We start from the raw sequence: 12,959 nt of genomic DNA, 5'->3' as shown, positions 1-12,959 counted from the left end.
GCTCTCCGATAACGGCTCCGAGTTCGAGGCCGACTTCTCCAAGGCGCTCGCCACGCAGGGGATCCAGCGCTGGTACACGTATCCCAAGACACCCAAGATGAACGCGCATGTCGAACGCTTCAATCGAACCGTGCAGGAGTCCTTCGTGGACTACCACGAAGACCTGCTCTTTACCGACCTGGATGCGTTCAACCAGCAGCTGGCCAACTGGCTCGTCTTCTACAACGCCGAGCGCCCCCACCACGCCCTCGGCCAGCGACCCCCGCTACACTTCCTGCTCCAGCACCAACCCGAGTGCCAAAGGTGGTGGACTCATACACGGGATTGACCATCCGGGGCAACCCCCGTATCTTGGGGTCGTCGGTTCCAGCAGACACAATCTGTTGGATGAAAAGGGAAGCCGGTCCATGTGCCCGTGCACAGATGCCGGCGCTGCCCCGCAGCGGTAGATGGAGACGAAGTCGCAGTCGCACTGGGGGGCGTCCCTGGGAAGCGGCGACCGAGGCGGCCGGCTCACGGCCACATCCATGAGCCCGAAGACCTGCCGACAGCCGCGCCAAGCACACAGCGCGGTCCCGGCTGCGGACGCTCCGAGGGGAGCGGGCCGGTGCGCAAGGCAGTGCCCGCGTGCGTATGCGCGGGCGATGGGGCCTGTCTGCGCGCCACCGTCCCGCCTGCCTGGAGTTCCGAAGCCATCCGTGCCTGCGAGGGACAGGCCCGGGCCCGTGCGTCCTGCATGAGGAACTGCCGATGTCGTCTTCCGATGCCGCGCTGGCGACTGCGCCCGCCGCGCCTGCGTTCGACCTGACCCCACCCCCGACTGCCACCAGCATGTGCGTGACCAAACGCAATGGCACGCGCGAACCGGTTGATCTGAACAAGATCGTGCGGGCGATCACCCGCGCCGCCGATGGCCTGCATGCGGTTGATCCGATGCGGGTGGCGACCCGCACCATTTCCGGCCTGTACGATGGCGCCAGCACCGCCGAGCTGGATGAGCTGTCGATCCGGACCGCCGCACTTCTGACCGGCGAGGAACCCGAGTACGGCAGGCTGGCGGCGCGACTGCTGGCCGGCGTCATCGCCAAGGAAGTCACAGGCCAGGAAATCCACGCCTTTTCGCAATCGGTCCAGCGCGGGCACGAAGTCGGGCTGGTCAATGACCGGCTGCTGGGGTTTGTGCAGGCCAATGCCCGCAAACTCAACGATGCCATTGATCCGCAGTTGGATCGTCTGTTCGACTACTTCGGTCTGCGCACCCTCTACGACCGCTACCTGCTGCGCCACCCGCACACCCGCAAGGTGATCGAAACACCGCAGCAGTTCTTCATGCGCATTGCCTGCGCGCTCAGTCAGGACGTGAGCGAGGCACTGACGCTGTATCGGGGGATGGCCAGCCTTGAGTATCTGCCATCCTCGCCGACCCTGTTCAATGCCGGCACCCGGCATGAGCAGCTGTCGTCCTGCTTCCTGCTGGATTCGCCGCAGGATTCGTTGGAGTCGATCTACCAGCGTTACGGCCAGATCGCCCAGTTGTCCAAGTTCAGCGGTGGCATTGGCGTCAGCTACAGCCGTGTGCGTTCGCGCGGTTCCCTGATTCGTTCGACCAATGGCTTCAGCAATGGCATCGTGCCGTGGCTGAAAACGCTGGATTCGTCGGTGGCGGCGGTGAACCAGGGGGGCAAGCGCAAAGGCGCGGCCTGCGTGTATCTGGAAACCTGGCATGCCGACATCGAAGATTTCCTTGAGCTGCGCGACAACACCGGCGACGAGGCGCGCCGCACCCATAACCTCAACATTGCCAACTGGGTGCCCGACCTGTTCATGAAGCGTGTCGAGGCCGACCAGGACTGGTCGCTGTTTGATCCGGCCAAGGTGCCGGAGCTGGTGGACCTGTACGGCGAGGATTTCGAGCGCGCCTACCTGCAGGCCGAGGCGCAGGGCAAGGCCGAGCGCACGCTACCGGCCCGCAAGCTCTATGCCCGGATGATGCGCACCCTGGCCGAAACCGGCAACGGCTGGATGACCTTCAAGGACAAGTGCAACCGCGCCTGCAACCAGACCGCAAAGCCGGGCAACGTGGTGCATTTGTCCAATCTGTGCACCGAGATCCTGGAAGTCACGTCTGACGATGAGACGGCGGTGTGCAACCTTGGGTCGATCAATCTGGCCCGCCATCTGGACGAGGATGGCCGGTTCGATTTCGACAAGCTGGCCGAAACCGTGCGCATGGCGGTGCGCCAGCTCGACCGGGTGATTGATCTGAACTTCTATCCGATCGAGCCGGCGCGGCGTGGCAACCTGCGCTGGCGGCCGGTGGGGCTTGGCTGCATGGGCCTGCAGGACGTGTTCTTCCGCCTGCGTCTGCCGTTCGACAGCGAGCCTGCGCGCGCGCTGTCGAAGCAGATCGCCGAGGAGATTTATTTCCATGCCCTGGAGACGTCCTGCGAGCTGGCCCAGGAACTTGGCCCGCACCCGGCGTTCCCGGACACGCGTGCGGCGCGGGGCGAGTTGCAGTTTGATGCCTGGGGGGTGACGCCCGCCCATCCGGAACGCTGGGAGGCGCTGCGGGCGCGGATCCGCCAGCATGGCCTGCGCAACTCGCTGCTGGTGGCCATCGCCCCGACCGCGACCATCGCCTCGATCGCCGGCTGCTATGAATGCATCGAGCCGCAGGTCTCCAATCTGTTCAAGCGGGAAACGCTGTCCGGCGATTTTCTGCAGGTCAACCGCTATCTGGTCGAAGAGCTCAAGACGCTCGGCTTGTGGACACCCGAAATGCGTGATGCCATCAAGCTTGCAGACGGGTCGATCCAGGGGGTTGCGGCGATTCCCGAGGTGTTGCGGCAGATCTATCGCACGGCCTGGGAGCTGCCGATGCGCAGCCTGATCGACATGGCCGCTGATCGCGGCGCCTTCATCGACCAGTCCGCGTCGCTCAACCTGTTCATGGAAAGCCCCAACATCGGCGCGTTGTCGTCGATGTACATGTACGCCTGGAAGAAGGGCATCAAGACCACGTACTACCTGCGGTCACGTCCCGCCACCCGGATCGCCAAAACCACGGTGGCCAGTTACACGCCGACGCAGGCGGTGGCCTGCTCGCTGGAGAACCCGGAAACCTGCGAGGCCTGCCAATGACCACGCTCCGTCCCGCCATGCTGCTCGACCCTGGCTTTGCCCTGACCCTGCGGCCGATGCGCTACCCGCAGTTCTACGAGATGTATCGCAATGCCATCCGCAATACCTGGACGGTGGAGGAGATCAACTTCGAGATCGACCTCGGTGATTTGCGTCACAAGATGAGCCCGGCCGACCGGCACCTGATCCATCGGCTGGTGGCGTTTTTCGCCACCGGCGATTCGATCGTGGCCAACAACCTGGTGCTGAATCTGTACCAGCACCTCAACGCGCCGGAAGCGCGCATGTACCTGTCGCGCCAGTTGTACGAGGAGGCGCTGCACGTGCAGTTCTATCTGACTTTGCTGGACAACTACCTGCCGGATCCGGACGAGCGCTTCCGCGCCTTTGCCGCGGTGGAAAACATCCCCTCGATCAAGAAGAAGGCGGATTTCTGCTTCAAGTGGATCGACTCGATCCACGACTTAAGGCGGCTTGAGACGCGCCAGCAGCGGCGGCAGTTTTTGCTCAACCAGATCTGCTTTGCCGCCTGCATCGAAGGCCTGTTCTTCTTTGCCGCCTTTGCCTATGTGTATTACTTCCGCTCGCGCGGATTGCTGCCGGGGCTGTCGTCCGGCACCAACTGGGTGTTCCGCGACGAGAGCTGCCACATGGAGTTTGCCTTCGAGTGTGTGCGCACCATTCGCGCCGAGGAGCCGGATCTGTTCGATGCCGAGATGGAGCAGCAGGTACGGCAGATGCTGGCGGAGGCGATCGAGTGCGAGTTGCAGTTCGCCGAAGACGTGCTGGCCGGTGGCGTGGCCGGCATTTCCCTGCGCGACATGCGGCAATACCTGCAGCACTGCGCTGACAACCACTTCGCCAAGCTGGGCATGGCGCGTCAGTACCACGTGCGCAATCCGCTGCCGTTCATGGAGCTGCAAGACGTGCAGGAGCTGACCAATTTCTTCGAGCGGCGGGTATCGGCGTATCAGGTGGGTGTGCAGGGGGAGGTGGCGTTCGATCATGCCTTCTAACCAGACACGCCCCATCGAGGCGCGCTTGCAGGAAATCGTGTTTCCGGATCATGCCAACCACCTGGGTACCTTGTTTGGTGGCCAGGCGTTGGCGTGGATGGACAAGGCGGCGTTCATTGCGGCGTCACGCTATGCCCGGCGCACGGTGGTGACGGCGCGTTCGGAACAGGTGGATTTCCGCCTGCCGATCCGGCAGGGCCAATGAGTGGAGGTGGTGGCGCGGATCGTCGAGGTCGGGCGCAGCTCGATGCAGGTGGAAGTGGAGCTGATCGCCGAGGATCTGCTGGGGGGTGAGCGTGAACTCTGCACCCGCGGGCGCTTCACCATGATCGCGCTGGATGGTCGCGGGCGGCCCACGCCGGTGCCGCCGCTGCCGGGCTGAGCAGGTCAGTCGTCAGCGTCTGGGTGGCGCTGCTTCCACGCCGCCAGCGCCTGCCGGTAATACGCCAGCTCTTCGGCATAGATGTCCAGCACGCAGCGCTCGCAGCCGCTCTCGCAGCATTCGCCGGGGAGCGGCGGTGTGGGCGGCTGCGGGCGCGGGTCGGGCGATGGGGCGGGCGGTGTTGCCGTGGTCATCGCTTGAGCCCCCGCAAAGCATCGGCGAGTGCGCTGTTGAAGGGTGCCTTCGCGGGTTGCCCGGTTGGCGCGCTCGGACGCGGCCCGCGTGGGGCCTGGCGTTCATATCGTGGGCGCTCATCGCGCCGTGCATCGGGACGGGCTTCGCCCACCGGATCATCCAAGCGGCGGGTCAGGGCGATGCGCTTGCGTGCGACGTCCACCTCCAGCACCTTCACTTTGACGATGTCCCCCGCTTTGACCACGTCGCGTGGGTCTTTGACGTAGCGGTCGGACAGGGCGGAAATATGGATCAGCCCATCCTGGTGCACGCCGATGTCCACGAAGGCGCCGAATGCCGCGACATTGGTCACCACGCCTTCCAGCACCATGCCGGGGCGCAGGTCCTTGATGTCTTCCACCCCGTCGGCAAACTGCGCGGCCCGGAACTCCGGACGCGGGTCGCGGCCGGGTTTCTCCAGCTCTTTGAGAATGTCGCGCACGGTGGGCAGGCCAAAGCGTTCGTCGGTGAAGCGCGCCGGGTCGAGGGTGCGCAGGAAGGCGACATCGCCGATGATCTGCTTCACGCCGCGACCGGCCGCCTGCAGGATGCGCTCGACCACCGGATAGGCTTCCGGATGCACCGCCGAGGCATCCAGCGGCTGTTCGCCGTCCATGATGCGTAGAAAGCCGGCGCACTGTTCAAAGGTTTTCTCGCCCAGCCGCGGCACCTTGAGCAGCGCCTTGCGGGTGCGGAACGGGCCGTGCTGGTCGCGGTAGGCGACGATGTTTTCGGCCACCGTCGCCGACAGACCAGAGACGCGCGCCAGCAGTGCGCTGGAGGCGGTGTTGACATCCACGCCGACCGCGTTGACGCAATCTTCCACCACCGCATCCAGCCGGCGTGCCAGTTGGTATTGATCGACGTCGTGCTGGTACTGGCCAACACCAATCGCCTTGGGTTCGATCTTCACCAGCTCGGCCAGTGGGTCTTGCAGGCGACGGGCGATGGAAATGGCGCCCCGCAGTGAGACGTCGATCGTGGGGAACTCGCGAGCGGCAAGCTCCGATGCCGAGTACACCGACGCACCGGCTTCGCTGACCACCAGTTTCTGCAGTTCCAGTTCTGGATGGCGGCGGATCAGCTCGGCCACGAGACGATCGGTTTCGCGGCTGGCGGTGCCGTTGCCGATCGCCACCAGCGCCACCTGATGTGCCCGGCACAGAGCAGCCAGGGTGGCGATGGACGCATCCCACTGCCGTTTGGGCTCGTGTGGGTAAATCGTGTCGGTGGCGACCAGTTTGCCGGTGGCATCCACCACGGCGACTTTCACCCCGGTACGCAGGCCCGGGTCCAGCCCCAGCACCGGGCGCGGCCCGGCCGGTGCGGCCAGCAGCAGATCCTTGAGGTTGGCGCCGAAGATGGCGATGGCCTCCGCTTCGGCCTGCTCGCGGGCGCGGTTGAACAGATCCATCAGCAGATGCAAATGGATGCGGGCGCGCCAGGCCAGGCGCACCGCGTTGCGCAACCAGGCATCGGCGGCGCGTCCACGGGCTTCGATGCCGGCGTGCAGGGCAATCCGGGCTTCGGCGTGAAGGTGGCCGGCCTCGGCATCGGCGCCCGGATCCAGGTCGAGTTGCAGGATGTCTTCACGGCGCCCGCGCAGCAGCGCCAGCAGGCGGTGCGAGGGGATTTTCGCCAATGGTTCGGCATGGTCGAAATAATCCCGATACTTTTCGCCTTCCTGCTGCTTGCCTTCGATGACGCGGGCGCGGATCAGGCCAGTGGACCACAGCCATTCGCGCAGCTCGCCCAACAGCGTGGCGTCTTCGCTCCAGCGTTCGATCAGGATGGCGCGCGCGCCCTCCAGTGCGGCCTTGGCGTCCGGCACGCCTTTGTCTGGATTGACGAAGCGGGCAGCCAGCTCCTCTGGAACCTGGGTCGGGTCGGCTAGCAGGCCATCCGCCAGCGGCTCCAGCCCCGCCTCGCGGGCGATCTGGGCGCGGGTGCGGCGTTTGGGCTTGTAGGGCAGGTACAGGTCTTCCAGCCGGGCCTTGCTGTCGGCGGCTTCGATCTCGGCACGCAGGGCATCGTCGAGCTTGCCTTGTTCCTCGATGCTGGCCAGGATCGCGGCACGTCGCTCTTCCAGCTCGCGCAGATACAGCAGCCGGGTTTCCAGCGTGCGTAGCTGGGTATCGTCCAGCCCGCCGGTGACTTCCTTGCGGTAGCGGGCGATGAACGGCACGGTGGCGCCTTCATCGAGCAGCGTGATTGCCGCCAGGACCTGCGCCGGTTGTGCCTGGATTTCGCTGGCGATGCGGGAGGCAATCTTGCTGGTGACGGAGGCGGACGTTGCGGTCATGCGATGGTGCGGAAATGACAGGGGCGCCCATTGTCGCCGCGACCGCGATGCTGCAACAGCTTGACAGTTACGTCGTTTTTGCGGCGCGCCCTTGCGTCGTCTGCACCCATAGGCCCAGCGCCACCCCGAGGACGGCCATGCCGGCGATGTACAAGGCTGGCGCGTTGGGGGTGCCCTTCATGGCCAGGCTCAGCAGCACCGGGGTCAGACCGCCGGCGATGGCATAGGCCAGGTTGTAGGAAAACGACAACCCGGAAAAGCGAACCTGCGCTGGAAATCCGCTCAGGGCGATTGCCGGCACCATGGCGGTCAGGCCGACCGCGCTGCCGGCAAGGGCATACAGCGCATGCGAGTAGGCGCCGGCCTGGGCGGCATGGAAAAACACCCAGAACGTCAGACCCAGCAGCCCGCTCCACAGGGCCAGCACGCGCCCGGCGCCGAAGCGGTCGGCCAGGGCGCCGGCAATCAGATTCGCCGCCATCGCTGCCAGCACCGCCAGCGTGTTGCCAGCCAGTGCCGTGTGTCGAGCAATGCCCATGCCCTGCAGGATGGTCGGCATCATCAGGATGGTGACCACCACGGCGGCGGTGAGCAGCCAGGTCAGCAACATGCCGCGCAGAACAGCGCCACGATGGTCGCGCAGGATGGTCTTGAGCGGCAGCTCGGCGGCCAGCGCCTGGCGTGCACGCAGCTCGGTGAATACCGGCGTTTCATGCAGCTGCCGGCGCAGGACCATCGCCAGCAGGCCAAACACACCGCCCAGCAGAAACGGCAGACGCCAGCCCCAGGCCATCAGCTGGGTTTCGTCGAACACCGCATTGACCGCCTGCGCCACCAGGGACCCAAGCAGGATGCCGCCGAGCAGGCCCAGCGATAGCGAGCCGCAGGCAAGGTTGCGGTGGTGGGGCGCGACGTGTTCGCTGACAAACACCCAGGCACCCGGCGCTTCGCCACCGATTGCGGCACCCTGCAGGATGCGCAGCACCAGCAACAGGATCGGGGCGGCAATGCCGATCTGGGCGTAGGTTGGCAACAGGCCGATCAGCAGGGTGGGCACCGCCATCAGCAGGATGCTGAACATGAACATCCGCTTGCGTCCGGCCAGATCGCCGAAATGCGCCATCAGCACGCCGCCCAGCGGTCGAGCCAGGTAGCCGGCGGCGAAGATGCCGAAGGTTTGTGCCTGCCGCAGCCAGGCTGGCATGTCGGCGGGGAAGAACAGTGCCCCCATGGTGGTGGCAAAGAACACAAATACCACGAAGTCGTAGAACTCCAGCGCGCCGCCGAGGGAAGACAGAAACAAGGTCTTGCGCTGGTGCCGGGACAGGCCGGATGCGGTGGGCGTGGGTTGGGTCATGCGGCAAGCGTATGCCAAGCCGGCGTCAGTCGAACAGATCGTCCTGGGCAAGGCTGCCTTCCGGTTCGGTGAAGCCGGTCAGGCCGACACCGGCCAGCCGGTAGCGGGTGACGGCGGGCAGGCCAACCCGGGCCCGCAGACCGCAGGCCAGCTTCGCCAGCTCCTCGGCGCTGGTCGGGACTGTGGACGGTGTGATGCTGCGGGTGAGCAGGTGGAAGTCGGCGGTTTTCAGCTTCAGTACGACGGTGCGGGCGATCCGTTCCGGATGGCGCTGGCGTTCGCGCAGATAGCCCTGCCAGGTCTTGGCGGCCAGGCGTTCGATATGCGGCGTCAGTGCATCCAGAGGAAGATCCACTGGGAAGGTGTCTTCGCTGGAAATCTGCAGCGTTGGGCGCTCGCCTTCGACCGGGCGCTCGTCGATCCCGAGCGATAGCGCATGCAGCCGCGCACCCCAGCGGCCGAATCGCGCCTGCAATGCGGTCGCACCGAATGCGCGCAGATCAGCGCAGGTGGTGATACCGAGTTCAGCCAGCTTGGCTTCCATCACCTTGCCCACACCCGGCAGTTTGCCGACCGGCAGCGTTGCCAGGAACGCCTCGACCATCGTGGGGCGGATCACGAACTGGCCGTCGGGCTTGTGCCAGTCACTGGCAATCTTGGCCAGGAACTTATTGGGTGCCACGCCGGCCGAGGCGGTGAGCCTTGTCTCCTCACGGATACACGCACGGATTTCGCTGGCGATGGCGGTGGCACTGCCGAGGTCACGCCGGGGCTGGCTGACGTCGAGATAGGCCTCATCCAGTGACAGCGGCTCGATCCGGTCGGTGTAGCGGGCGAAGATGTCGTGGATCTGCCTGGAAACCGCCTTGTAGCGGGCAAAATCCGGCGGGACGAATACCGCCTGCGGGCACAGCCGCGCCGCCCGCAGCGCCGGCATGGCCGAGCGGATGCCAAACCGACGCGCCTCGTAACTGGCCGCGCACACCACCGAGCGCGCACCTTTCCATGCCACGACCACCGGCCGACCGCGCAGCGTCGGATCGTCACGCTGCTCCACCGACGCATAAAAAGCGTCCATGTCGATGTGGATGATCTTGCGCGATGCCGGGTTCACATCGCGATTGTAGGTCCACGTTCAGACCATGCCGAAGGTGTAGTACAGACCAATCACCACGAACACCGCCAGTGTCTTGATGCAGGTGATGGCAAAAATGTCCCTGTAGGCCTGGCGGTGGGTGAGGCCGGTGACCGCCAGCAAAGTGATCACCGCGCCATTGTGGGGCAGGGTGTCCATGCCGCCGGAAGCCATCGCGGCGGCCCGGTGCAGGACCTCCATCGGGATGCCCGCGGCATGGGCGTTGGCGATGAAGGTCTCGGCCATCGCTGCCAGCGCGATGCTCATGCCGCCGGACGCGCTGCCGGTGATGCCTGCCAGTGCGGTCACGGTGATAGCTTCGTTGACGAGCGGGTTGGGGATCGCGCTCAGCGCGTTGGCGACCACGAGAAAGCCGGGCAGGGCCGCGATGACGGCGCCAAAACCGTATTCCGAAGCCGTATTCATGCCGGCCAGCAGTGCGCCAGAAATCGCAGCCTTGCTGCCCTCCGCGAAGCTGGCCTTGACCGGCTTCCATGCGAACAGCAACACGCAGGCGATGCCGGCCAGCAGCGCGCCTTCCACCGCCCAGATTGCGGTGAGCTTCGACACTTCCTGCACCACGGGTGCGGGGTTGCCGATCACGGCCGGGACGAAGCGTGTGCTCTCCCCGTAGTATGCGGGGATCCACAGAGTCAGCAATTTGTTGACGATACCGACAAGCAGCAGCGGCAGCACGGCGATCATCGGGTTGGCGAGCTTGTCGCCGCTGAATCGGGCGGGCTCATTGACCAGTGTGGTCGGATCGCCGTAGCCCTCGCCGGTGCGAGCAGCCGCGCGCCGACGCATCTCGAGGTAGAGCAGGCCACAGATCAGAATGAATAGCCCACCGGCTGTGCCAAGCCAGGGAGCGGCCCAGGTGTTGGTGCCGAAAAACGTGGTCGGGATGATGTTCTGGATCTGTGGCGTCCCCGGCAGCGCATCCATGGTGAACGTGAACGCCCCCAGCGCGATGGTGCCGGGAATCAGCCGCTTGGGGATATTGCCTTGGCGGAACAGTTCGGCGGCAAACGGATAGACCGCAAACACCACCACGAACAGCGAGACGCCACCATAGGTCAGCAGCGCGCAGACCAGCACGATCGACAACATTGCCCGCTGTGCGCCCACCGCCCGGATGGTGGCGGCGACGATGGCCCGCGAGAAGCCAGACAGCTCGATCACCTTGCCGAACAGTGCGCCCAGCAGGAAGACCGGGAAATACAGCTTCAAAAACCCGACCATTTTTTCCATGAACAGCCCCGTGAACATTGGGGCAACCAGCGCCGGATCAGTCAGCAAAACCGCGCCCAGCGCGGCGAGTGGGGCGAACAGGATGACGCTGTGGCCACGGTAGGCCACCACCATGAGAAAGCACAGCGCAGCCAGTACGATCAGAAGCGACATGCCTTTTCCCGGTCATGAAGGGTGGCGCCAGTCTCCGGGAGTGGTGGGGCCGCTCCCATTGTCCGAACGTCCAATGTCACCCTGGCCGAGACTGCGGATACCTTGCTGGCATGGGGCGATTTCTGCCGCCCATCGACCTGGAGGGGAACATATGAAACGCAGGCAGTTGAGCAAGGCCATTCATGCCACGTTGGTCGCATCCACCCTGTTGTGGGCACCGGCATGGGCGCAGGAGGCCGCCGTTCCGGAGAAAACCAAGCAGGCGGCACAGGATGCCAAGACCCTGGACACCGTGACGGTGACTGCACGGCGCCGCGCCGAGCCAATCCAAAATGTCCCGGTTGCGGTCAGCGCATTCGGCGAGGAACAACTCAAGGATCTGCAAGCCAGCAATGTCGATGGCTTGCAGGGCGCGGTGCCCAATCTAAATATCGTTCAGGGCCGCGGCTCGGCCAATAGTGTCAATGTCTTCATCCGTGGCATCGGTCAGCCGGATGCCCTGCACACGTTTGATCCAGGCGTTGGCATGTATGTGGACGACGTGTATTTCTCGCGCATCAACGGTGCGCTGTTCTCGCTGTTTGACATTGCCGATGTGGAAGTCCTGCGTGGGCCGCAAGGTACCCTGTATGGCAAGAACTCGACCGGCGGTGCCATCAAGCTGACCACCCGCAATCCATTCGATTACCAGGGTGGCAGTGTCGAGGCAACAGTTGGCAATTACGGCCGCGCCGAGGGCCGCTTCTATGCGGGTGGCCAGCTCAGTGATACGGTGGCTGGCAGCATTGCGGGTGCCTGGATCACCAACGATGGCTATGTGAAGAATCTTGCCGGTGGGCATCGGTTCAACGACGACGACACCCGCAGTGTGCGCGCCAAGCTCGGCTTCAGGCCGAGTGAGCGTTTCGAGGCCATGCTCTCGGTCGATCACACCCGCCAAGACGCGGCGCTCACCATGGGGCGGGCCATGGCCAATCTGATCCGCACCGATCTGGCATTGGGGCCTGTAGTCCTGCAGCCAGGTGCGACTGGCGACTGGGATTATTCGGCGCAGACTTCGTTTGCACCCGGCAAGGGGCAGGAGATGACCCACGAGGGTGCCAGCCTGTCGATGCAATGGACGCTGTCGCCGCAGTGGCTGCTCAAGAGCATCACCGCTTGGCGCAAGCTCAAGACCCATTCTTACATCGACATTGATGCATCCAAGTGGGAGCTTGGCGATGTTCTGGTCGCGCTCAATCAGAACCAGCGCAGTCAGGAGTTGCAATTGCAGTTCGACAATGGTGCAGGCATCAATGCCATTTTTGGCGCCTACTGGATGCGCGAGCACGTGCCGTCCTACCAGGAGGCCTATGCGAGCGATCTCTATGCGATCGCCGGCAACCGAATCAGCTTCCTGCGCACCATTTCGGATGATTTGACCACGACCAGTTCCGCTGCGTTTGCCCATGTCAACTGGGCGTTCGCGCCGAGCTGGACACTGTCGGCCGGTGTGCGCTGGACCCGAGATCACAAGACCTAGCCAGATAGGATGCGCTCCCGTGTGCCTTCCACCAGCGCCTGGCCGATGTCGTGCATGACGGGGGTGAGGTCGGAGACGCGGCGCTGGAGGTTTTCGAGCGCCTGCCGCACTTCGCGGTCGTTGCATAAGTTCAAACACCTTTGGCACTCCTTCGAAGCAGGAGGAGCGCCATGCAAGTGCACCATGCCGGGTACCGAATCCGGGGGTTCTATCGAATAGCCGCCTTGGGTCATCTTTGGGCAATGACCCCCAAAGACGCTCAACGAAGGCTGCACATCCTGCGCTTCTGGGACACACACGGCCTCGAAGCCACCCAAGACGCCTTCGACGTGTCCCGGCGCACGCTCTACCGGTGGAAGCAGGCCCTGCGCGAACAGGGCGGCAATCCCGCCGCCTTGGCCGCTCGATCCTGCGCGCCCAAACGCCGGCGCACGCCCAAGACCGACCCACGGCTGGTGGCGGAAAT

Annotated in this window: 11 protein-coding genes, 1 pseudogene and 1 riboswitch; of the genes and pseudogenes, 6 read left to right on the top strand and 6 right to left on the bottom strand. The window is 64.7% G+C overall.

Annotation, left to right across the window (positions count from 1 at the left end; translation table 11 throughout):
• From BUA29_RS10715 to BUA29_RS10700, 4 genes and pseudogenes are all read left to right on the top strand, one after another.
• Positions 1 to 328: integrase core domain-containing protein (locus BUA29_RS10715; protein WP_143148920.1), on the top strand; the 328-nt coding region annotated here is incomplete at its 5' end.
• A 16-nt stretch (positions 329 to 344) separates the two neighbouring features.
• A riboswitch (cobalamin riboswitch) is annotated at positions 345 to 563 on the top strand.
• A 187-nt stretch (positions 564 to 750) separates the two neighbouring features.
• Positions 751 to 3,141: a ribonucleoside-diphosphate reductase subunit alpha gene (locus BUA29_RS10710; RefSeq protein WP_072756544.1), complete on the top strand. Its 2,391-nt coding sequence runs from the start codon at positions 751 to 753 to the stop codon at positions 3,139 to 3,141.
• Positions 3,138 to 4,157, top strand: coding sequence for a ribonucleotide-diphosphate reductase subunit beta (locus tag BUA29_RS10705; protein WP_072756543.1), 1,020 nt, complete (start codon positions 3,138 to 3,140; stop codon positions 4,155 to 4,157). The genes BUA29_RS10710 and BUA29_RS10705 overlap by 4 nt, the downstream gene beginning before the upstream one ends.
• Positions 4,147 to 4,539: pseudogene (locus tag BUA29_RS10700) on the top strand (acyl-CoA thioesterase). Before BUA29_RS10705 ends, BUA29_RS10700 begins: the two are co-directional and overlap by 11 nt.
• 5 nt (positions 4,540 to 4,544) lie before the next feature.
• On the opposite strand, the gene BUA29_RS10695 reads toward BUA29_RS10700, so the two are convergent.
• The 5 genes from BUA29_RS10695 to BUA29_RS10675 all read right to left on the bottom strand — a co-directional run bounded on the left by BUA29_RS10695 (position 4,545) and on the right by BUA29_RS10675 (position 10,971).
• Positions 4,545 to 4,733, bottom strand: a complete 189-nt coding sequence (locus BUA29_RS10695; protein ID WP_072756542.1) for an oxidoreductase-like domain-containing protein — start codon at positions 4,731 to 4,733, stop codon at positions 4,545 to 4,547.
• Positions 4,730 to 7,075, bottom strand: a complete 2,346-nt coding sequence (locus BUA29_RS10690) for a Tex family protein (RefSeq protein WP_072756541.1) — start codon at positions 7,073 to 7,075, stop codon at positions 4,730 to 4,732. The genes BUA29_RS10695 and BUA29_RS10690 overlap by 4 nt, the downstream gene beginning before the upstream one ends.
• A gap of 67 nt (positions 7,076 to 7,142) precedes the next feature.
• Positions 7,143 to 8,432, bottom strand: coding sequence for an MFS transporter (locus BUA29_RS10685; protein ID WP_072756540.1), 1,290 nt, complete (start codon positions 8,430 to 8,432; stop codon positions 7,143 to 7,145).
• A gap of 25 nt (positions 8,433 to 8,457) precedes the next feature.
• On the bottom strand, positions 8,458 to 9,546 hold the full coding sequence (gene dinB / locus BUA29_RS10680; protein ID WP_072756539.1) for a DNA polymerase IV: 1,089 nt from the start codon (positions 9,544 to 9,546) through the stop codon (positions 8,458 to 8,460).
• A gap of 21 nt (positions 9,547 to 9,567) precedes the next feature.
• The gene (locus BUA29_RS10675) at positions 9,568 to 10,971 is read right to left on the bottom strand and encodes a GntP family permease (RefSeq protein ID WP_072756538.1); all 1,404 of its coding nucleotides are present in this window, start codon (positions 10,969 to 10,971) and stop codon (positions 9,568 to 9,570) included.
• 151 nt (positions 10,972 to 11,122) lie between these two features.
• On the opposite strand from BUA29_RS10675, the gene BUA29_RS10670 reads away from it, so the two are divergent.
• Positions 11,123 to 12,493 (top strand): TonB-dependent receptor, encoded by a 1,371-nt coding sequence (locus tag BUA29_RS10670; RefSeq protein ID WP_072756537.1) that lies wholly within the window; start codon positions 11,123 to 11,125, stop codon positions 12,491 to 12,493.
• Here BUA29_RS10670 and BUA29_RS12255 read toward each other — a convergent pair.
• Complete coding sequence (locus tag BUA29_RS12255; protein ID WP_178137928.1) at positions 12,490 to 12,627, bottom strand: phage virion morphogenesis family protein; 138 nt, start codon at positions 12,625 to 12,627, stop codon at positions 12,490 to 12,492. The genes BUA29_RS10670 and BUA29_RS12255 overlap by 4 nt on opposite strands.
• 108 nt (positions 12,628 to 12,735) lie before the next feature.
• Here BUA29_RS12255 and BUA29_RS10660 point away from each other — a divergent pair.
• Positions 12,736 to 12,959: helix-turn-helix domain-containing protein (locus BUA29_RS10660; protein WP_218587187.1), on the top strand; the 224-nt coding region annotated here is incomplete at its 3' end.

Source organism: Thermomonas hydrothermalis (assembly GCF_900129205.1).
GTDB classification, from domain to species: domain Bacteria; phylum Pseudomonadota; class Gammaproteobacteria; order Xanthomonadales; family Xanthomonadaceae; genus Thermomonas; species Thermomonas hydrothermalis.
Note: the sequence above shows the minus strand (reverse complement) of the source record. Positions and strands in the feature narration are given on the sequence as shown.